The sequence below is a fragment of the Dictyobacter formicarum genome (assembly GCF_016587435.1).
The window spans coordinates 1-22,956 of record NZ_BNJJ01000035.1 but is presented as its reverse complement, the minus strand read 5'-3'; the positions used below and the strand labels follow the sequence as shown (position 1 = coordinate 22,956).

The window sequence follows — 22,956 nt, the reverse complement described above, 5'->3', positions numbered from 1 at the left end:
AAAATTTAATAATGTGTCTGATTTGCATGACGTCTGTATTTTCTCTGCATGAGATTCAACAGAATGTAAATCCAAAACTCTTCCATGTGTTGGTGCATCGGGTGCGCCTTGCGCACCCGATGCACCAACACATAAAAAGAGATTGGGGCGTCAGCGCCCCCGGGCTGGCGCATAACGTGATTCCCATAATCATGGGAGTCAGACACTTAGCACTATTTCTCCTGAGCTTTCTGGCGAGCCAGGAAGGCTCGGCCTTTGCCCAATTCGGTGTTAACAGGCACATTTTGCTGGCAGAAAGGACATTCATCCTCACTATACGTTTGCAGCGAGAAGGAGACCAGCGAATGAATGGCCACATCACCCACATCCCTGGGTTGCACCCCACCGCGGTTGCAAAGGGCGCTGATGCCTACTACATTACCGCCATGGTGGCGTACCAGGTCAACGACCTGGCGCACCGAGCCCCCCGTAGTCAAGACATCCTCAACCACCAGGATATTCTTGTCGGTAATAAAACGATCATATCCACGATTAAAAGAGAACTGCTTGTCGAGGCTATCGCTACCTTTTTCCGCAAAAACGGCCAGGGTCTCGCCAGAGGTCCGCCGCTCATTAAGATAATAGGCAACCCACTGCGAGAGCACTACACCACCAATCACAGGCCCTACCACCACATCAATCTGATCAGCATTGTAAGGCTGGGCCATATAGCGGCACAGTTCTGAAATCACTCCCGTATGCAGGTAGATGGCATCTTTGTTGATATAGACTGAACTGTGACGTCCAGAGCTATAAACAAAGTGACTGTCGCGCACAACGGCCCCGACATCAGCAAACAGCTGCAAGATTTTAGGATCATTAAGATCATTCATACGAGATTTCCTTCTAGAGTTCATTTTCCTGATATTCGTCCCAGGCTTTGATAGGAATGGTCGCCAGATCTTTTTCAACCAGGGCTTTGGTGAAGAGGCGCGCCTGCTTGATCTTGGTAAAGAGTTGGATGTTATGGTCTACTGCATAGCGACGCATAGCGTAGTCATCGTCCACTTCTTTATTAATATGTCCTTCTACAATGTTAATGGCCAGGTCAATTTTATTGTCTGCAAAGTAGGTCAGGACATTGGGCGCTTTCTCTTCGTGAATTTTATAGAGCATGGTGGTTTCTACATCATGCTCACGCAAGAAGGCACTGGTCTTCTCGGTCGCGTACAGCGGTACGCCCAGAGTGCTCAACAATTTGGCGCTCTCCAGAAACTTGGCCTTCTTTTCATCACCACCGAGGCTGATAAAAATTCCCTTCTTGGGAATACTACCACCGGTGGCAATAATGGCCTTGAGGTACGCTTCCTCCACATCTTCACCGAAGCAGGCTACTTCTCCAGTCGAGGCCATTTCTACTCTCAAAACTGGATCAGCACCGGTCAGACGCGAGAAGGAGAATTGCGGAGCTTTGACCGCTGTAAAGTTGAGCTGGGGCAACTCAACGACCGGGATGTTTTCCTGGAAGAGGGCGTCGACAAACAGTTCGATGAAGTTGACACCTGTAACCTTGGAGATAAAGGGAAAGGTGCGGGAAGCTCGCAGGTTCACTTCAATCACATAGACCTGATTGTCTTTGGCCAGAAACTGCATGTTGAAGGGTCCGGTGATTTTTAAGGCTTTAGCGATTGCTCGCCCAACTCGTTCTATGCGCTCTTTGGTTTCGACATTCAGCGTCTGAGGCGGCAGTACAATGGTGGCATCACCAGAATGGACACCAGCATTTTCAATATGCTCAGAGATCACAAAAACCTTGACTTCACCATGCTGGGCCACAGCGTCCAGTTCGATCTCTTTCACTTTGCGCATAAATTTGGAGACTGTGACGGGATGCTCTGGCGAGACTGCTGCGGCCTCTTTGACGTACTGCTCCAGTTCCTGCTGGTTATAGCAGATATTCATGGCGCTACCAGAAAGAACATAGGAAGGGCGCACCAGGACAGGAAAGCCGACGCGCTCGGCAAAGGCAGTCAGTCCTTCCACATCAACAAAGCTGTCCCATTCCGGCTGATGAATATCCAGTGAGTCGAGCAGGGCAGAGAATTTGTTGCGGTCTTCGGCACGATCAATGTCGTTGGCATCTGTTCCAAGCAGGCGGAAACCATATTTCTGCAAGGCTCTGGCCCGGTTATTAGGGGTCTGACCACCAACGGAGACGATTATACCCTGGGCCGCCTCAAATTCGCAGATATCGGCGATGCGCTCAAAGGTCAATTCATCAAAGTAGAGGCGATCCGAGGTATCATAGTCCGTTGAGACAGTCTCAGGGTTGCAGTTGATGACGATGGAGCACTTCTGGTATTTGCGCAGCGCCTGCACAGTGCTGACCGACGTCCAGTCAAATTCAACCGAGGAGCCGATACGATAGGGGCCCGAACCGATCACGATAACGCCACTCTCCCCCGTAGGAGCTACATCGTTATGCTGGCCATTATAAGTAGTGTAGAGATAGTTGGTCTCGGATGGGAATTCCGCCCCCAGGGTATCAATCTGGAAGACAAAAGGTACCACGCCAACCTGTTTGCGGATAGCACGAACTTCCAGTCCAGTCTTGCCCAGAAGCTCTCCAATGCGCTTGTCGGATATGCCCGCCTGCTTCAAAGTGCGCAGGCGAGACGCTGAAAGATCTGCATCCTGGCGCAATCCCTCTTCCAGGTTGACGATATGCTTGATGCGCTGCAGAAACCAGAGGTCGATGCCGGTTATTTCGTGAATGTTTTCCAGGCTGTAACCATTACGCATGGCCAGCGGCAAGACAAACATACGTTTAGGTGTGGGCGTGTAGAGATATTTGTTGAGGACGGCTTCGGTGCTCTCGCCGTTATTAAAGACCTTTTCAGAGGTAGCTCCCTCAAAATCCAGGTCAAGCATGCGAATAGCCTTTTGATATGCTTCCTCAAAGGTGCGTCCGATACCCATCACTTCGCCCACCGACTTCATGCCAGTGCCAATGGTTTCATCTACGCCTTTGAACTTATCCAGATCCCAGCGCGGAATTTTCACTACAACGTAGTCCAGACTGGGCTCGAAGCAGGCCCGCGTGACGCCTGTGACCCTGTTGGTTAGATCAGTCAAGGAATAACCGAGGGCCAGTTTGGCCGCCACATAAGCCAGTGGATAACCGGTAGCTTTACTGGCCAAGGCAGAACTACGCGAGAGACGAGCATTGACCTCAATCACCGAATATTGTGAGGTCTCAGGATTGAGCGCGTATTGTACGTTACATTCACCAACAATACCCAGGCTGCGTACAATAGCAACCGAGGCCGAGCGCAACATATGATATTCGGAGTTGGTCAGGGTCTGGCTGGGTGCGATTACTATTGATTCACCGGTGTGGATACCCAGCGGGTCCATATTCTCCATATTACAGACGGTGATGCAGTTATCAAAGGCGTCGCGCACCACTTCATATTCTACTTCTTTAAAGTGATGCAGATATTGCTCGATCAATACCTGGGGAGCAAAAGCCAGCGCGCCATTGACGATGTGCTCCAACTCGGCACGACTCTTGGCAATACCTGATCCCTGGCCGCCCAGCGCGAAACCTGCGCGTACCATCACAGGAAAACCAATCTCATCAGCAATCTGCAGGGCCTCGCCCAGGGTCTCAGCGGTCCGGCTCTGGGGGGTGGGAATATTGATGCGGCCCAGATGCTCAGCAAATTCTTGCCGGTCCTCGGTCAGAATAATGGCCGAAATCGGTGTGCCCAGAATCTGCACGCCATATTTCTCTAAGACGCCATTGCGGTGCAGTTCAATGCCGCAATTCAGAGCTGTCTGACCACCAAAGGCCAGCAAAATACCATCTGGCCGCTCTTTCGCAATAATTTTCTCAACAAAGAAGGGCGTTACTGGCAGGAAATACACTTTATCTGCCATCACCTTCGATGTTTGAATGGTCGCGATATTGGGATTGACCAGCACAGTGGCAATCCCTTCCTCTTTTAATGCTTTGAGCGCCTGTGAGCCTGAATAATCGAATTCGCCGGATTGCCCAATTTTAAGAGCACCTGCTCCAAGTACCAGCACCTTGCCTGGCTTAGTCATGTTCGCCTCTTACCCTCTCCAGAAAGTAGTCAAAAATCCAATCGGTATCCTCGGGGCCTGGGGCGGCCTCGGGATGAAATTGTACAGAAAAGAAGGGCAAACTGCGATGTCTGATACCCTCGTTACTGCCATCATTGGCATTGATAAACCAGGACTCAAAGTCCTGAGGCAATGTGCCAACCGCGAAACCATGGTTCTGGGTCGTGATATAGCAACGCTTGCTTCCCTGCAAAAGTGCAGGCTGATTCTGGCTGCGATGGCCAAATTTCAATTTATAGGTGTCACCGCCAGCCGCCAGAGACAAAATCTGGTGTCCCAGGCAGATACCCATGGTGGGAATGCCGCGCTCCATAGCTTCACGCACGGTCGCAATGGATTTATCTGCCATCTTCGGATTGCCGGGTCCGTTAGAAATCAAGATGCCATCAAAATCAAAGTCGCACTCTGGGGAAAATAGATTATAATTCCAGGGGACAGTGATTACTTGTACGTGTTTGGAAAGCAAGCTGCGCAAAATGTTGCGCTTGGCTCCGCAGTCAATGAGCACGATTGTGGTGTCGCCTTCTCCATTTTGCTGCACTTCGGTGCCTGAAACGCGCGCAACCAGATTTTCAGTATTGGGATCATAGAAGGGGATGTCTTCGTCAAACACGATCTTGCCCAGCATCGCTCCATGCGTACGGATATGCTGGGTTAATAGTCGTGTGTCTTTAATCTCGAGTGCTGGCACCTTCTCGCGTCGCAACCATTCTCCCAGGCTCATTGTGCTCTGTGGATGTGAAGGGGTATCTACGTAATTTGAGACAATTAAACCAGACACATGAATTTTGTCGTCTTCCCACAATCCTTCATCTGGTACTCCATAATTACCCATTAATGGAAAGGTCATGATCAAAATCTGGCCTGCAAACGAAGCGTCGGTCAGCGCCTCTGGATATCCAACCATTCCGGTACAGAATACCACCTCACCTGCTGATGCTCCCTGGTAGCCAAAAGAGAGACCCTCAAAACGCGTTCCATCTTCCAGCAGCAGTGCACCGTACACAGGAGTTTCGGTCAGCTGCGGCTGGTTGCTTGCATTACACTCCTCAAGTTGTGGAGAGTCCAGCAGATTGCCGGAAACATTCGTGTTATGCATATATAATCCTCTCAGAGATTGATTTCTTTTCAGAAAAGTCCGCCCCATGCATTCGACACATCATTCGCGCCTGGAGCGGCTTGTACGTTAGTTAGCTATATTCGTTAATTTATATTCTGCCCAGAACCAGGGCCAGTAAGGCCATACGAGTATACACGCCATTTCTGATTTGTGAGCGTAGATAAACTGCTCGCTCATCCGCATCTACGGCAGGATCAACCGACTCGACACGGGGCAAAGGGTCCATTAAGATCATATCTTTTCTAGCATATTTTTCAAGCAGATCCGGTGACGCTACTACGATCTCGCTTTGTGCCTGCTGGTACTCTTCAACAGAGGCAAAACGCTCTTTCTGCACCCGAGTCCAGTACCAGAAATCGCAGTCATGTGGAATATCCTGTTCGCGGTGGATCTCGATCAGGCGAATGCCACGGTCCTGCAGGCTGACAAAATCATCGCGCGACAATTGCAGTCGCCGCGGCGACAGCACATACATTGTGTTATTTTCATACAGTGAGAGTCCACGCAGCAGAGAGTGGATGGTGCGGCTATTGAGGGCGTCTCCGGCCAGCAAACCGGTCAGATTATCCAGGCGCCCGAAACGTTCATAGAGCGTATACATATCCAGCAGAGTCTGGGTGGGATGCTCGTTGTTGCCATCTCCAGCATTGATGACTGGCACAAAATTGGCTGCTCGCGCCGCCTGCTTCGCTGCACCGGAGAAGCGATGTCGCAGTACAATCGCGTTGGTATATGCCTCCATCACCTGGATGGTGTCTTCAAACGTCTCACCTTTACTGACCGAAGAAAATGCTTCCGGATTTTGCATCTCGATGGTTTGACCACCCAGACGCTTGACAGCAGCAGAAAAAGAGCTAAAAGTGCGGCTCGATGGCTCAAAGAAAAGCAGCCCAACCAATAAGCCCTCTAATAACCGCGATGGCTCATTATTCTCGGCAATTTGCTTCATCTGACGTGTAACAGTAAATAATTTATTAAGATCTGCAACCCCGAATTGATCGAAGGATACAATATCTTTTCCTTTAAAATCTCCACCAATCATCTCTATATCTGTCTGTAGATGAGATATAGCCTGGAACATATAACCTCCCATTATCAGCCACGACGACAGGTTGATAGGTCATCCTTTTCTTCCTCCACAGTCAGCAATGGTTAGCTGCTCTGTGTAGTGGAGAGGGAACCCTTTCTACTGTACACTTTGCGTTTGCAAAAAAAAATTCCTCACCCCTGGAATAAAAGGGATGAGGAAAAAATACTTCTCCTGAGAATAACAATACCGGGTCCATCATGGAAATGCATCAACCGACATATCTTTTGTGATATGTTTTCGATGTGCCATAGCCTGTTTTTTCCCATGTGGATACCGTGCCTTTATTTTTTACTAGTTTTGGGAACCAATTCAAATTGTTAAGAGTATACCTTATACATTTCATCTGTGTCAAGCCAAATTTGTAACAGCATCGTGGGATTACCTATGGAGAAAACCACTACTCTCCCGCTGCTAAATACCACTATGTATACGATCATATGTTTGTTAGCCAAATCTCTATTGCTTTTTAATTTATATTGATGTATTTAAATGTTAGTATTAAAAAATGATGAGGAAAAAGCTTTTTTTAACAATTATTACATTCTGTGCTAAAAGCACAAAAGAAGGATTTACCATGTCTTACGATTTAAATCAAGGCGATCATCCCAGTGCTTATCCGCCGCTTGGGAGTGGCTATGAGCCACATAAATCTGGCGGTTATGCAGAGCCATCCCAGCAGCCTTTGCTGTTAGGAGAGGCCATGCGACAACTACCAGCTCAATATTTCAGGGTGTTCACCAAACCGAGTGCTGCAACCTTCGCTCAGGAAAAAGGCAAAGCCGCCTGGAATATCATCTGGGTACAAGCACTCATCCTGGTTATCATTACTGCTATTTTCAGAGTTATTAAGATTTTGATTACCCCAACCCATCAAACAACGAACACCATAAACACTAACAACCCATTAAATGCTATACTGGCTCCATTGCAAGCCCTCAATACAATGGATCCTGTTTCTTCAGTCATAGTTTTTCAGATCTGGGCCATAGTAGGCCTGTTCATCGGCGTTGGCATCTATTTTTTGATCGCGAAAGTCTGTGGAGGACAGGGCACATTTTTGCAACACATGTACAGTACTTTACTTATCCAGATCCCTATGAGTATTTTCAACGGCCTGATTAGTTTAATTACAATCATAAGTATAAATACTTTGATCTTTTTGATAGTTGGTATCTATCAAATTGTCTTACAGGTTTATATGACGATGGCGGTGCATCGCTTGAATGGTGGTCGTGCTACCCTGGCTGTCTTGATTATCCCCATCGTCTTATTCATATTAACCTGTGCAGCAGTTGCTCTTCTTATTAGCCATTCTCTATAAGAGGCAAACTCCCATCCTGATGGGAATCGCCGAGTCCCCAATCTCTTTTTTATAATGTTCTGTGACACATGCGCTGTTGCGCATGTGTCACAGAACAACGCAGGCGTGAACAGTGCGGACGTTATGGGAGTCTGATACTCTGGCACCACTACAGAAAGAATCACTGCTACTGGCCGCTCAACGTCAATTCACATTTTTCGCAATATCATCTATAACATTTAATACTATCTCATCCATATGATTGAACTATTTTTATTTTTATTTTAAAATGATGAAAGACTGATTTTTAGCAATTATTACGTTATATGCTATATGGAAGAGAGAAGGATTCACAATGTCTTACGATCCAAATCAAGGCAATAATCCTGGGTATAATCCACCACAGGGTGAGAATCCTGGAGGTTACCCTCCACCGCAGAGCCAGAGCCCTGAATATGGATATCCGCCTCCGGGAGGGTATCCTGGCAGTTATCCACCACCTCCACAGGAAGGGTATCCCGGTGGCTATCCACCACCTCCGGGCGGGTATCCCGGTGCATACCCGCCACCGCAGCAGGGTGGTTATGCGCCGTATGGACCTGGTGGCTATAACGAACCACCACAGCCATTACCGCTGGATGAGGCTATCCAGCAGTTGCCTTCACAATATCTCAGGGTCACCACTAAACCAGGTGCAAATACATTTGCACAAGAGAAAGGCAAAGCAGCCTGGAATATTATCTGGGTGCAGTTGCTTTTCCTGGGCATCGTGACTGGTATTCTTGGTGCTATTTCTTTAGCGATTACGCTACCGAATACGTTGAATAGCCTCAATAATAGCCACATTTCACCCTCTACACTGGAGCAGATCAAAACAATCTATGCGAGCCTGCCTGTTCCTTTCGCGATTGGCTCTATCTTTGCTGTGATTGCGGGCTTCTTCATCAGCACAGGAATCTACTTTCTGATCGCCAAGGCTTTTGGCGGACAGGGTACTTTCTTGCAATATGCCTATAGCTATTTGCTGTTTGAGGTTCCTCTGGGGATTCTTAGTTCGCTTGTTTCGCTGGTACCCATACTCGGATCACTGGCCGTTCTGGCAATTGGCATCTATCGTATTATCCTGCAGATCTATATGACGATGGCGGTCCATCGCCTGAGTGGTGGCCGTGCGACTCTGGCCGTATTGATACTGCCAATCGTCCTCATCATCCTGGCCTGTGTCTTCATCATCGTGCTGGTTAGCCTCCTGGCCAGAAACATATCTACACAACAATAAAGATGACATGCAAGGCTCACCCATCTCCGGCTACCAACAACGTAAGAGGCAGACAGGTTGTTTTTCGTAACCTGTCTGCCTCTCGCTTTAGACTTCCTCGCGGCCAACAGCGGAATCGGCTATGACCGATTCTTCAGGCTGCAGATGTTTCTCACGTAAAATCTGGTAGAGGACGATGGCGGTGAAGGTTGCCACACCGATGCCGTCAAAGGTGATGTTGCCAAATTTGATGACGATACCACCCACCAGGATAGAGAGGCGGCGTAGTGAGCCAGGAGCATACACGACAATCAAAGCAACGGCGATTACGGTAACGGCAGCCATCCAGCCTGAGAAAGCAATACCAGTAGCCTGTCCAATGGCAGTTCCAGACAGATTCAAGCCTATGGATGCCACAACCGAGCCTGTGACGAATGAGTTATCAAAATTACTCTATTGTGGGAATATATCATTTTTGTACTGATATGTCACATTGGAAGCAGACAGCATTAGGATCTGAAGAGAGCCAGGTTCTGGTTAAATCTGCAAGTACCTATTCCTTCTCTCTATTTCCGTTCGAAACTCCATGTCGGAATTTTTGACACGGAACTTCGAACAGCGTTTTTTTCGAGATTAGCCATATTCGGAATTAGCTGTCAATTACCAATTCCGCAGTTTTTTTTTCGTAATCTAAACGAGAATCCATTTATAAGAGATATAAAAAGGCAATGGGGCTATTTTATGCCCTATAATCTAGTTAAAAAAGTTATTTTTAGGCACAAACATGAATCATCCCGAAACGTCGGAAGGGTTGGTTTTTGACCTCATCCTTTCAAAAAATTTCGGGATGATCGTGGTTACTTATGCATCTTTGCCGCTTTCAGGCTCTTTAGGGATACTGATGACCACAGTTGTAGCAATAGCGAAAGCTGGCAGGGCTAACAGTACCACATTGACCACAGGTTTGTGTTTGTTCTGCTTCAACAGGCTGTACGTCTGTTTTCTGCGGTTCTGATGGCACATCGGCTTGTTGAAGCTGGCTCAGCACGCGCATGGTTTCTGTGCGCACCTGTTCCAGTTTGACGTCCAGGTTTTCGATGACGCGAGCCGCGATCCCCTCGCCTTCACGAATGAGGCCGAGGAGCAGATGTTCGGTGCCGATATAGTGGTGGCCAAGTCGGCGAGCTTCATCCACAGCAAGCTCAATGGCCTTTTTGGCGCGAGGCGTCAATCCTATTTCGCTTGTGTTCTTGATGATATGATCGCCACGCCCAATGATCAATTCAACTTCCTTACGCACCATTTCCAGTTCGACCCCCAGGTTGTTGAGCACCTGAGCGGCCACGCCCTGGCCTTCGCGGACAAGGCCGAGAAGCAGGTGTTCGGTGCCAATGTAATTATGCTGGAAGCGGTGGGCTTCTTCCCTGGATAAGGTCATCACCTTGCGTGCCCGCTCGGTGAAGCGGTCGAAGCGATCAGTAAGTTCTGCCGGTCCGGCGCTTTTGCTCTGTGTCGCATTGCGCAGCCATAGGAGAAATTGCTCGAACATATCATTGGCTATGCGGTTGGATTGTTCTCCTGCCTCGGTTGTCGGAATACGTTGTCGTTCCAGATAGTTCTCAAGGTCGGATGGTGCAAAGCGGTAATCGGAGCCGATGCGGTAAGCTGCCATTTCGCCCTTTGCAACGAGCCGGCGTATCGTGACGGGATCAACATGCAGAATCTCCGCCACTTCTTCGGAAGTCATTAAATGTTCCATTGAGCGTGCCTTTCGTGCTATGCATTCTACATATTATATTAAAGAACTATAAGTAACTATAAAAACTATACATTACTTTGGATGAGAATGCAAGGAATTCGAAGGTGATCTAATCTGCTCAACAAAAACCGACCCCGCTGCTAAGCAGCGAGGTCGGTTCATCGGAGGGATCGGTTTTCGACATCATCCTTTCAAAATTTTCGGGATGCTTCACGTCTAAACGAACTAGCAACTCATCTATCTTTGTTCTGCATCCACATGCTCCTCAGTAGAGTCCATCCCCACCGCTGCATCGGCAAATACCGCTTCCTCGGGTTGAGGGTGGCGCTCTTTCAGAATTTGGTAGAGTATGATAGCGGCAAAGGTTGCTAAGCCAATACCATCGATGGCAATAGTACCAAACTGGACAGCAAGCCCACCCGTCATTCCAGCGCCGATAACCAGGGCAACACCAGCTGGGATGAGATTGCTGCTCTTAGAAAAGTCTATCTTGTTCTCAATCCAGATGCGTCCACCTGTGACAGCAATAAGGCCGAAGAGCACAATGGAAAGGCCCCCAAACACCCCGCTGGGTATGGTGCTCACAATGGCCCCGAACTTCGGGCAAAAGCCGAACAGGATAGCAATGCAACTCGCGATCACGAAGATGAGCGTGGAATAGACACGATTGACAGCCATCACACCGATATTTTCGGCGTACGTCGTGACACCTGTTCCACCACAAAAGCCAGCCAGGATCGTAGCGACAGAGTCGCCCAGGAACGCACGGCCCAGGTATCTGTCAAGGTTGTACCCGGTCATAGCCCCGACCGCCTTGATGTGCCCGATGTTTTCAGCGGCCAGGATGATGGCAACGGGGGCAATAATGCTGATGGCATTTGCATGAAAGACGGGGGTCGAAAACTGTGGCAGGCCTATCCACGCCGCCTTACTGACCTGGGAGAAATCAATTTTCGGGCCGATACCAGCTAACCCAAAGAGAGCGTACACGACATACCCCACGATGCCGCCGATGAGAATTGGCAACCGGCGCAACAGGCCAGGGGCATATACAGAAACCAGCGCAACGGCAATAATGGTAACCAGCGCCATCCATGCATCAAAAGGTGTAGTGGCCGCCTGCTTGATGGCGGAAACGGAGAGGTTCAGACCTATGACCATGACCACTGTACCCGTGACAATCGGGGGCATAAGGTAATCCAACCATCGATATCCGACGATTAACACAACTATAGCAATGATGGCATACGCAACCCCGGCCGCAATGATACCACCCAAGGCAACCGAAATATTCGGGTTCGGCCCCGTTCCAAGTTGATGGCCCGTTGCAGTAGCGACCACCCCGAGAAAAGCAAAACTCGAGCCAAGGTAGCTGGGCACACGGCCCCCGACGAATAGGAAAAAGATGAGGGTGCCGATGCCAGAAAAGAGGATCGCCGTATTAGGGGGAAAGCCCATCAGGAGAGGGGCAACAACGGTAGAGCCGAACATCGCCAGCACGTGCTGAAAACCCAACAGCAGGCTCGGCCCCCACGGCAAGCGTTCATCGGAGGCCACGACTCCACCGCTCGTATTGACCTTCCACCGGGGGAAGTAGCCAGGTTTATCACTCATTGTCATTCCTTTCTTGGCCTTTATATATAAGGGCATGGATTAAGCAACTACCAGAGATTGCAGGAGGGAGATGATTCTATCAAGGGCAGCGTCAGAGATATTTAAATCGAGATCACCACTATCTACATCCAGTGACAACCGGGGGCATCAGTAATTCAACCCAGCGCGAGCCTACAAACATTACGACCAGGCCAACTAACGCGTAGATGATACCAACAACAACGACACCTCCCAGAACAAATCAATAATCGCAGAGCAAGTACACAAAAAAACTCACCCCTCAAAGGATGAGAAATACAAAAGAATAGAGCCTTTCTGATTTTTGTATAGCGGAAAATTAATTAAACTTGTGGAAGTATACGTGCTCACCAGATAAAAGTCAAGGTAGACTATTGAAGAGGATGGATAATTTATCTACACAATAGATAGATAAACTCAATTTATGCTGAGGCTATGCGATGAAAAAGGGGAACGCACAGGTCTTTCAGCAGGAGAAACGCACTTCTCCTGCTGAAAGACCTGTGCTTAGTTGGTTGGGGCGCTCTGTTGTGCTGGCTGTGAAAAGGCTACAGCAGTCACATCGAAAATGAGAGTCGCGTTAGCAGGAATAATTACCTTGCCACTCTGATCCTTTTGCGCGCCGGAACCATAACCAAGGCTGGGCGGAATGATCAGGCGGCGCGTCTCACCAATCTTCATCCCGGTGACGCCGTCTTCCCAACCCTTGATAACCTGTCCCTGTCCAACGGTTACCGAGAAAGGTTGACCACCATGATCATAGCTACTATCAAATTTCTTATTGGTGCCTTGAATCCAACCAGTATACTCAAAAGCAACTGTGCGACCGGCCTGAACAGTTCCACCGTCACCGGCTTTGATGATCTGGTATTGTACACCGCTCGCGGTTTTCTGCAGCGGACTCGTAACCTGGGGAGGAGTATCCTGCCCTTTGGGGTTAGCCTTGATCAAGGACTGTACGTCGGCTGTGGCCTTGGCGTTGGCCGCGTTGGCGGTCTGGGTAGATTGCACTACTGCCGCATTAGCCGTCGCGGTTGCATGTGCATCGGCGAGGGCGGCTCGCTCACTGCTCTGGCGAGCAGCAACTATTGCCCATGTCAGGGCGGCAACTAAAATAAGCAGAGCAACAATGCCGCTCAAAAGCAACTGTCTACGACGGGCGCGACGTCGCTTACGTAGCTCGCGCTCCTGCTGGCGTTGGCCAGGACGACCAGCGCCTGATATGGGAGGATTCTGGTTTTTCGTAGTTTGGGTCACGGAACAATCTTCTCCTCTGGATGATAGGCATAATCATAGCAGGTCGAGGTTACCACTAATTTACATATCTGACAAGGGGTAAAAGAAGGTGAAACGCTCAAAGCATGCTTCTTCTTGACATTCTTGCTACAATAGACTCAACTACAGTACTACTCAGTTGAGGAGTGTACATGTGACTGAGTTGTCGTCTACTTACTATCCATTCTACAGTTCGGAACAGCTGAACAAGAGGTTTTACCATCAGTTTAAGTCTGAACATGCCTATGCCATCAGACAACTTCATGGCGCCTCAAATGAGGCTGAAGGACACGCCTATATCACCACATTGCTACTTCGACTAATGGTCCTTTTTTTTCTGCAAGCCCAGGGATTGCTCGACAATGATCCACAGTATCTCTTGCATAGCCTTCAACTCGCCCAACGGCGTTCAGGCCCCGACTGCTTCTTTCGTGAATATCTGTTGCCCCTTTTCACGATGTTGTATACAGGTCAGCCCACTACAGCACATCACAGCTCTGGTCATTTGCCACGAGTAGAGATCCCGCTTTTTCTGCCAGAGGCACTGGAATTACGCTCCCCGCACCTCAATCTATCAGATGCCACTTTCTTTCGCTTGTTTAACTTCTTGTATTCTTATCGATGGCAACTTGATTACCAATCCGTGCCAAAAGATGAAGCACTCCAACCCTCGATCCTGGCTTTTATCTTTGAGCAACATTGCGATCAAAAACAGACAGGAACCTATTATACGCAAGACGATATTGCACTCTATATCACCAGCAATACGATCCTTCCACGCTTATTTGCGCTGGTTGCTGAAGATCAACCGGAGGATTTAGGGGAGCACGCACAGTGCTGGCAACTACTCAGCAAACAACCCGATCGCTATATTCCTATGGCGATACAAAAAACAGGCTATCTGCCAGAAGAAACAGAGCGAGAGTATGTGCAACGCCAGCAGCGCTATCGCGCTCTTTTATGCCAACTCGGGACTGGCTCAATCCACGATATTGTAGATCTTACCACCAATAGCCTGGATCTGCAACGCTTTATGACAGATATCCTGCTGACCAGCCAGAACCTGGCTTTCTTACAAGCCTTTTTGCGGCGGCTGCAACAGCTTACGATCCTGGATCCTACCTGTGGATCAGGGGCGTTCTTGCTGGCTGCGGTGAAGATTCTCCATCCACTCTATGCCTGTTGTCTGGAGCGGATCGACCTGCTTACAGCGGCACAACAGGCGCAATGTAGCGATGGTACTTTCTCAGGCCACATACAGCAACAGCCAGGTGCGCAAGTGCTCCCGCCGCCAACCGTAGCGCGTATGTTCTCACGCCAGGCAGCAATTATGCAAACCATCCTGTCCTCTAATCTATATGGAGTAGATCTCTTGCCAGCCGCCAGCGAGATCTGTCGATTGCGCCTCTACCTGGCACTGCTGGCCTGGATCAGACATATCGAGGATGTACCTCCCTTGAGCACATTGTTGCTGCATATTCATACCGGTAATGCATTGGTGGGAGAAACGCGCAGCGCTGTCGATTTGCCACCGATGGAGTCATTACCAATCTCACAACGCCCTCAATCGTTTCACTGGCACCTTGAGTTTCCCCAGATTTTCAGTCAAGGGGGGTTTGATGTCATTATCGGCAACCCTCCCTATCTGGAACACAGTAAGATCAGGCATGAGTATGCCATTCATGGCTATGAGGAGACGAGTTGTGGCAACATCTATGCCGCCGTTATTGAGCGCTCCCTGGCTCTCTGCAAGCCAGGCCAGGGCCAGCTGGGATTGATTGTGCCTATCAGCCTGTGTGGCGCACAGCGCTTTGTTGCGCTGCGCCAACGCCTGCTCGCCATTGGAACTACCCTCTGGCTGGCCAATTTTGAAATTTTTCCCTGCCGCCTGTTTGAAGGCGCATTTCAGCGTCTTTCGATTCTGCTCATACAGCTACAAGCCAGGTCGCAGACAGCGCAATCGAGCGCTTTATACGTAACTCGCATCCATCGCTGGTATAGCGCTGAACGGCCCTATCTGCTCTCCCTGCTCACTTATACCCGGGTGCCATCTATGCCTGCCGAACCTTCTCTGCTTTTTCCTAAACTGGCCGCAACTCAACAGGCACAGTTGCTCGATCAGTTACACCTGCATGCGCGTGGCAAGAATATAGGAAACATCATCCTTGAACAGCCAAGTAGCCACTTTATCTATTATCAGGAGGCTACTAATTATTGGACAAAGGCTGTTTGTCACATTCCTTTCTATAAGAAAAATGGCGTGGTCATGACACCTCCACATGGTCGCTTGCTGTTCTTTGCCCAGCGTCAGGCGGCACTGAACGTAATGGCGTTGTTGAATAGTTCGCTGTTCTATGTCTGGTTTGCCACCTACTCGGATGGCTTCCATCTTTCCCATGCTCTGGTCAAAAATTTTCCACTTAGCCAGGATGTGCTGGAGTCCACTGAACTGGCGCAACTGGCAGAACGGTTGGAGGAAGATATTCGGCATCATGCTCGCCTGAGCACACGTAATACCCGGCATAAGAAAGGCGCGGGCCATCAGATCGAGTTGGCTGAGTATTATATGCGTTTCTCTAAGCCATTGCTAGATGAGATTGACCGCTTTTTAGCTCGGCATTTTCATTTCACAGCAGAAAATCTGGATTTTATTCTTCATTACGATGAAAAGCATCGCATAATGCGGAAGCGCAAAAAAAATAGCTGAAGCAGCTGATACGCGTATAACGTACTTTACAAAAAAATCTCTGGGCCGTATTATAAGCTGAAGATTATATTCGCCATAGAACGGGATAGAGCCGTGCTTGAGACTGAGCATTATTCAGCATTTCAAAATATTGAGCAGATCATTAAGCTTTTCTATGATCGTTTTAAAGTGGAAAGAGCAGCATTTCAACAGTGCTTTTTGCATGTGGCTCCTGCTATAACTGTAGCTGAACAAGAGCAGCTGGCTTCACTTATTTTGAACCGCTTGATGTTCATTTATTTTCTGCAGAAACAGGGCTTTCTGAATAATGATCCTCAATATCTTTCCCATCAACTACAGTTAACGCAAGAACGAACCGGGCGCGATCGCTTTTATAGCTCATTCTTGTTCACCTTCTTTCACAAGATTTTAGGCAGACCGGAGCGCAGTACTGAGACACTGGCACAATTTGGATGTATTCCCTACCTGGGTGGCAGCCTCTTTTCGTTGCGCTCGATCGAACGGCGATTTCCTTACTTGCACATTCCTGATATAGCCTTTGAACGCCTGTTTGCCTTTTTTGATCTCTATCGCTGGTATGTGGATGAACCAGCAGGACAAGAGAAAAGCCTGTTGACGCCCGACATACTGGGCTATATTTTTGAACAGTATGTCAATCAGCAACAAATGGGGGCCTATTATACACGTGAGGATGTAACAACCTATATCGCCAGCAACACGATCATCCCGGCCCTGTTTGATGCGCTGGCTCACCTGCATCCTTCTGTCTTTGCCACAGGAGGTACACTATGGCGTCTTGTACAGCAACGACCAGAACGCTATATCCATAAGATCATAGCTAGTCCAGATTATCTGTCTGATGAAACGCCACACGAGCATCTGCAACGCCGCCAGTCCTATCTGGACCTGCATGCACGGCTCGTCGCCGGGCAAATCAAGGGTATCGATGATTTTATCACTTATAACCTGCATATTAATCGCTTCGCGATTGATGCTCTGCGCTCGCAAGAAGATCCAATCCTGTTACAAGACTGCTATCAGCAGCTGGTACAGTTAACTATCCTGGACCCTACCTGTGGCTCCGGAGCTTTTTTGCTCGCGGCTTTGCGCGCCCTCCTTCCTTTGTACGAAGCTTGCCTGGATCAAATTCAACGGTTGAACAGCGCTTCAACCATAGATGTACAGAAATCAGCACGCCGCTATAGCATTCTCAAAACTATTATTACCAGAAATCTCTACGGTATAGACATTATGGAGGAGGCAGCTGAAATTTGTAAGCTACATCTCTTCCTCAAATTGATTGCGCAGGTTGAGCGCGTCGAGGATATTGAGCCACTCCCTGATATCGATCATAATATTCATGCAGGCAATACGCTGGCTGAGATGAATGATCCTAACCATCTGCCAGCCATTGCACAACAAACATACGAGCACAGCAGCGCACCAACAGCTTCAGGCTGGCAAGCAGCGTTTAAACATATTCTGGAACATGGTGGCTTCGCTATTATTATCGGCAATCCACCTTATGTGGAATATAGCGAACAGAGCTTTCCCTATACCCTTAATCACTTTACCACGCGCAGTTGCGCTAATCTTTATACCTGCGTCGTCGAGCGCAGTCGCCAGTTGCTTGCACCAGAGGGACGTCATGGCATGATACTGCCTCTGGCCGCCTTTGCCACCAGAAATATGCAACCGTTTCTCAGTGCTTTTCGTGCCTGGTTTCCGGTCAGCTGGCTCTCGTTCTACCATTTTCGTCCCTCGATGCTCTTCTCAGGAGGCAAGGTCGCCAGCATCCCCACAGCCATCTATCTGGCCAAAGTCAACGGGTCCGAGCAACGCTATAGTACCCATTTGATGAAGTGGGCCCAGGAACAACGTCCACTGCTCTTTACACGCCTTAGCTATCATGCCATCAGCGCCCCTATCGATCCATTGAATCGTCATTATTATCCTAAATTTAGCCAGAGTTGTGAGGATAGTATCCTGGCCCGTCTGTTGACGCACAAACCTGTCAGTAACTATATCTCACGTATCCCCAACTCAAATACAATGTTCTACCGCACCGCTGGAGGACTGTATTGGAAGGTCTTTGTGAATTTTCCCTGGCCCTACCATACTACTTCCAATAAACAATGTTTCTTCCAGCCAGGCTTTGACCGCGATGTATTTGTCGCTCTCTTCAATAGCTCTCTCTTCTGGTGGTACTACACAGCGACTTTTGATACCTTTAACCTGAAGGACTATATGCTCTTTGGTTTCCGTTTCAATTATCCAGAACAACCAGAGCTTATTCAGGCCCTGAGAGAACAGAGTTTGCTCTTGATGGAGGATTTTTGCCGCCACGCTCGGCATCTCAAGCGTGGACAGACAGGGAGCTATACTATTTATGCCCGCAAGTCGAAGCCCATTATTGATGCTATCGATGAAATTCTTGCTCAGCACTATGGTTTCAACAAACAAGAGCTAGATTTTATTGTCAATTATGATATTAAATATCGTCTGGGCCTGACCCAGCTTTCAGAGAATGGCGAGGAGTAAGCACAGTAGCGCTATTTGTAGTACTAGACAAAAGCAAGCCAAAAATTTACTATTATAATACGCGTTGGATCTATACCATTTTGTCTCAAGCATATCCATGGTCTTTCAGAGTATGTTCATCACTATTAGTGATGGCCCTGTTTAAGAACCTGGACGGTCACCTTCTGGCGTTGAGCGAGCCTGCCAGCAGGAGGTGAAAGAAGGTCGCGAACTCTTAATTGTCACTCTTAGCGATGTCTTGACACTGTGGGAAAGGGCCATTTCGCATGCGTATTAGCCACAATAGTTGGCTCAAAACCTTCAACACGCGCAAAAAGGTTATCTATAGCTGCATTGGAATATGTGTTCTGGCTGTCGTCAGCTTTGCCCTCTACCGCTTTTCCATCCCTTCCCCTTCATCTCGTTCCGCAAATAACTCCAGTACACCTACAATAACGATTGATGCTGGCTTTGAGGATACCTACAGAGCCGGGTACTGGACGCCTGTCAGGGTGACAATCGATAATAGTGGGCCGGCCTTTCAAGGCAAGCTTTCGGTGCAATCTTTTTCAGGAGGAGCCCATCAACAACGTATTGATACACTTTCACGATGGAGTTTTGAGGAAGTTGTCACTCTGGCCCAGGGTGCGCAGAAACAATTGACAATCTATGCTCCTCACTATACAGGTAATTTGATTACACGTGGCTTTCTGGCAACTCTACGCAACGAACGAGGACAGGCGGTCAGCATGCAGTCCAGCCGCCAGGGCTATGAAGTGCAGCCAGGTGATATGCTGGTTGGGGTGCTTTCAGATAATGCGGGGCTGGCACCACAATTAACGAAGATTACATTGATCAATCAATCTGGTTCACTCAATGTCTCCCGGCTAGATACCCATACTATGCCAACAATAGAAACAGTGCTGGAAAATTTTGATGTGCTCATTCTGGATAATTTTGCCACGAATACATTGAGCACCCAGCAGTTGACTATGCTGCAGACATGGGTGAATAGAGGTGGCATTTTAATCGAAGTGGGAGGACTCAACTGGCAACGCACGCTGGGTCCCTTGCCTGCCCACCTGCTTCCTGTGAACGTGCGTGGTCTGGATCTACTACCTGCCGGAACCCACCTGCAATCCTTTAATGGCAATACCATTGTTCCAGCAAATAGCGATATTCCACCAATTCAACCAACTATCAGTACCGCCCAGGTCTCGCGGCAAGAGACCTTCTCCAATATCCAAACTGTGCTCAGCAGCGCCAATACACCATTAATTGTTCAAGCGCGTCAGGGGGCCGGTCTTGTCTACTACCTGGCCTTCGATCCCGGTGCTCCACCGCTGGATACCTGGGATACCGCAACCAACATCTGGCAGACAGTCTTACAACGAGCGCTTGGCGATCGACTGCTCATTTCTAGCGGCGCCCAGAGCTACGATGGCGGACCCGGTCAGATTCTAACTCGGGGAGGACTGGTAAGCTTTCTAATCCCTGGCATGTCCTCTACTACCAGCGTGCTGGTCATCCTGCTGATCTGTTATATACTCTTCCTGGGACCTGTCCGCATGTGGTATATACGTAGACGGCCAGCCACACAACTGCAAAACGGGCGCATCGTCCTGACTGGCATTCTGATTTTTTCGTTGCTCTCCTTTGGATTGACTGCATATGAGAAAGAGACAGCAATCACCAACAATAGTGTCTCCATTATGCAGATCAACCAGGATGGGACGGCGGGCCATGTTATTACATACATGAGTGTGCTCGCCCCCAATCAAGGTGATCTCCATGTGCAAATTCCAGGCGAGAACCTGAGCGAACCCATTGATGCGCAATATCTGGATCATAACGCGGCGATTAACTCCAGTCAAATTCAGGCTAGCGGTATACCCACGAGGGTGACCTACAATTCGAATAATACCAGTTTGACACTAAACAATGGCAATCTCTGGTCAATTGATCCGATCATCTCGGAACAGGATCTGCAACTACAGGGAAAACTCTCAGGCTACCTTACTTTGCGCGATAACCATCTATTGGGCAACATTCAAAACAATTTACCCACCGCATTGAATGATGCATATGTATTATTTCCGCATAACTTTATCTCGTTGGGCCATCTGGATGCTGGACAGACACGCAATTTTGATGTTCAGCTCCATTCAACCCAGCCAGTCTCGGAACAGACTCTGGCGGATCAGATCGCGCGCCAGGCAGGCTTACCAGGACAGTACTTTCCTTTCCAGCAAAAGAAACAACCACAAACCGATCTGCAAAAGCATATGGCCCTCCTATCAGCCTTAAGTGGAGTAGGCTATAACTATACGGCTTGTGAGGGATCATGCCTGACGCATGCTATCACAGGTAAAAATACCATTTATGTTACAGGCGGCCAGATACCCGACCCTAATCTTAAAAATGATTATGATCCGTTGCTCATTTCTGGCGCGCAGGCCACATTCATGGCCTGGGCCGACCAATCTCTGAGTGGGCAACCCGCCCCCATAGTTAATAACCAGACACCTCAGGGCCAGCACACCATGTTTGTGCAGATGCCCATGAAGCTTAATTACTCAGGATTGATTACCATTCCTCAGGATAGTGTGACCGGCAGTATTGTGGATATCTCCAGCTTTGATGCTGGCGCCATTCTGCCTGGCTCCTATACTCTCACCACTGGCAACGTCAAATTTGAATTGGATCTGCCAGATATACCACACCTATATATCGGCGGCTTTACGATCACGATACCTAACCTGATCACACATCCATCCGGACCTGGCTCTGGCATATCCACCCACACCAATAACATCAGGACTAACATCTACAACTGGCACAAGCAGAGCTGGGAACGCATGCAACCTGATGCTAATGATGCCTTTACTACCAATCAACCGGAAAACTACATCGGACCCAACAGCCGTATTCTGGTCCAGGTCGCTAGCAAAAATGCGACGCAGATTTACTTTGGAAAACCTACGCTCAGCATCAACGGCAACGCCATCCCTTGAGCCATTGTCATCATGTACAAATTCCCAGCCAGTCTGATACAATGGCTATGGAATATAAGATGATGAAATCAGGTAGATATCTTTTTGAGCAAGCAAGACGGTATTTATTGGCTAATGGAGTGCATGCTTAGTTTAGAGGAACAGATACAAGACGCTGTTGAGTTGCTGCAAGAAGCGCACCAGATCGTTGCCCTGACGGGCGCTGGCATCAGTACCGAATCGGGAATTCCAGATTTCCGCAGCCCGGGCTCGATATGGCAGCAGTTGCCACCTGTGAATTATCGCGATTTTATCAGTAAACCGGAGGCACGCAAACAATACTGGCAAACACGCAAGATGCTGGCCGGACAGGTGGCGACAGCACAGCCTAATGCTGCCCACCGTGCACTGGCCAGGTTAGAACAGGAACATCGTCTGCTTGGCTTAATTACACAAAATTTCGATGGTTTGCATCAGGATGCGGGCAATCAACCCGAACGGGTCGTAGAGTTGCATGGTACCTCGCGCCTGGCGGCCTGTACCCTCTGTGGCCATCGTTCTTCAATGGTGACACTACAACAACGCGTGGATGCAGGAGAACAGGATCCCACCTGTATACTTTGCGGTGGCTATCTGAAAGCCGCGACAATCCTCTTCGGCCAGCGTGTCCCTGATGTCGAGCTACAACGTGCAAAAACGCTGGCCAATACCTGCGATCTATTCCTGGTAATCGGCTCATCGCTCAAGGTCGTACCGGCCTCTATGTTGCCCCGCCTGGCTCTACAACGTAATGTCCCTATCATCATTATCAATCAGACCCCCACCTCCCTGGACACGGTGGCAGATGTAGCTATTCATGCCAGCGCCGGACATATCTTGCCAACCCTGATCGCTCAACTTTAACCCTCCTCCTTAACTCCCTATACATTAAAGTATCCTTGCTGAAATGACGATTGTGTCGTGTACAGAGATCTATACATGTCGAATGGTATTCATATCTTTCTGACGATTTATGTATAAGGGAGAAGATTGTGAAGAATAACACCGATATACGCTCAAAACATCTGTCTGTGATCATTCCAGTCTACAACGAAGAAGAAAGTATTCCACACTTACATACACGTATCCACACGGTTCTAGCCGAGCAGCCCTTTTCGTACGAGGTGCTCTATAC

General features: G+C 48.7%; 13 protein-coding genes and 3 pseudogenes. 6 read left to right on the top strand and 10 right to left on the bottom strand.

Annotated features, from left to right (window positions below):
* Window positions 1-212: 212 nt before the first annotated feature.
* From JMI88_RS35985 to pyrB, 4 genes are all read right to left on the bottom strand, one after another.
* On the bottom strand, window positions 213-872 hold the full coding sequence (locus tag JMI88_RS35985; protein WP_201366868.1) for a phosphoribosyltransferase family protein: 660 nt from the start codon (window positions 870-872) through the stop codon (window positions 213-215).
* Window positions 873-885: 13 nt separating this feature from the next.
* A complete protein-coding gene (carB, locus tag JMI88_RS35980; protein ID WP_201366867.1) occupies window positions 886-4,089 on the bottom strand; it encodes a carbamoyl-phosphate synthase (glutamine-hydrolyzing) large subunit in 3,204 nt (1,067 codons plus the stop codon).
* Entirely contained in the window at window positions 4,082-5,227 is a 1,146-nt protein-coding gene (carA, locus tag JMI88_RS35975; RefSeq protein ID WP_201366866.1) for a glutamine-hydrolyzing carbamoyl-phosphate synthase small subunit, read from the bottom strand. Before carA ends, carB begins: the two co-directional genes overlap by 8 nt.
* Window positions 5,228-5,336: 109 nt before the next feature.
* The gene (gene pyrB, locus JMI88_RS35970; protein WP_201366865.1) at window positions 5,337-6,329 is read right to left on the bottom strand and encodes an aspartate carbamoyltransferase; all 993 of its coding nucleotides are present in this window, start codon (window positions 6,327-6,329) and stop codon (window positions 5,337-5,339) included.
* Between the two features lie 583 nt (window positions 6,330-6,912).
* On the opposite strand from pyrB, the gene JMI88_RS35965 reads away from it, so the two are divergent.
* Both JMI88_RS35965 and JMI88_RS35960 read left to right on the top strand, forming a co-directional pair.
* The gene (locus JMI88_RS35965) at window positions 6,913-7,659 is read left to right on the top strand and encodes a Yip1 family protein (RefSeq protein WP_201366864.1); all 747 of its coding nucleotides are present in this window, start codon (window positions 6,913-6,915) and stop codon (window positions 7,657-7,659) included.
* Window positions 7,660-7,993: 334 nt separating this feature from the next.
* On the top strand, window positions 7,994-8,917 hold the full coding sequence (locus JMI88_RS35960) for a Yip1 family protein (RefSeq protein ID WP_201366863.1): 924 nt from the start codon (window positions 7,994-7,996) through the stop codon (window positions 8,915-8,917).
* Between the two features lie 87 nt (window positions 8,918-9,004).
* On the opposite strand, the gene JMI88_RS35955 is transcribed toward JMI88_RS35960, so the two are convergent.
* The 6 genes and pseudogenes from JMI88_RS35955 to JMI88_RS35940 form a co-directional block, all read right to left on the bottom strand.
* A complete protein-coding gene (locus JMI88_RS35955; protein WP_201366862.1) occupies window positions 9,005-9,313 on the bottom strand; it encodes a hypothetical protein in 309 nt (102 codons plus the stop codon).
* A gap of 619 nt (window positions 9,314-9,932) precedes the next feature.
* Window positions 9,933-10,334, bottom strand: a pseudogene (locus JMI88_RS40995) (Clp protease N-terminal domain-containing protein); the annotation flags it as partial.
* 171 nt (window positions 10,335-10,505) lie between these two features.
* Window positions 10,506-10,643: pseudogene (locus JMI88_RS40990) on the bottom strand (helix-turn-helix domain-containing protein); the annotation flags it as partial.
* A 249-nt stretch (window positions 10,644-10,892) separates the two neighbouring features.
* Complete coding sequence (locus JMI88_RS35945; RefSeq protein ID WP_201366860.1) at window positions 10,893-12,269, bottom strand: solute carrier family 23 protein; 1,377 nt, start codon at window positions 12,267-12,269, stop codon at window positions 10,893-10,895.
* A gap of 127 nt (window positions 12,270-12,396) precedes the next feature.
* Window positions 12,397-12,504: pseudogene (locus tag JMI88_RS40985) on the bottom strand (hypothetical protein); the annotation flags it as partial.
* A 290-nt stretch (window positions 12,505-12,794) separates the two neighbouring features.
* Window positions 12,795-13,544 carry an FKBP-type peptidyl-prolyl cis-trans isomerase gene (locus tag JMI88_RS35940; RefSeq protein ID WP_201366859.1) on the bottom strand — a complete coding sequence of 250 codons (750 nt, stop codon included), beginning with the start codon at window positions 13,542-13,544 and terminating at the stop codon, window positions 12,795-12,797.
* A gap of 172 nt (window positions 13,545-13,716) precedes the next feature.
* Between JMI88_RS35940 and JMI88_RS35935 the strand changes: the two genes are divergently transcribed.
* From JMI88_RS35935 to JMI88_RS35920, 4 genes are all read left to right on the top strand, one after another.
* Window positions 13,717-16,269, top strand: coding sequence for an Eco57I restriction-modification methylase domain-containing protein (locus tag JMI88_RS35935; RefSeq protein WP_201366858.1), 2,553 nt, complete (start codon window positions 13,717-13,719; stop codon window positions 16,267-16,269).
* Between the two features lie 93 nt (window positions 16,270-16,362).
* On the top strand, window positions 16,363-18,810 hold the full coding sequence (locus JMI88_RS35930) for an Eco57I restriction-modification methylase domain-containing protein (RefSeq protein WP_201366857.1): 2,448 nt from the start codon (window positions 16,363-16,365) through the stop codon (window positions 18,808-18,810).
* A 266-nt stretch (window positions 18,811-19,076) separates the two neighbouring features.
* A complete protein-coding gene (locus JMI88_RS35925) occupies window positions 19,077-21,803 on the top strand; it encodes a DUF8815 domain-containing protein (protein WP_201366856.1) in 2,727 nt (908 codons plus the stop codon).
* A gap of 123 nt (window positions 21,804-21,926) precedes the next feature.
* Window positions 21,927-22,685 (top strand): SIR2 family NAD-dependent protein deacylase, encoded by a 759-nt coding sequence (locus tag JMI88_RS35920; RefSeq protein ID WP_201366855.1) that lies wholly within the window; start codon window positions 21,927-21,929, stop codon window positions 22,683-22,685.
* Window positions 22,686-22,956 lie beyond the last annotated feature (271 nt).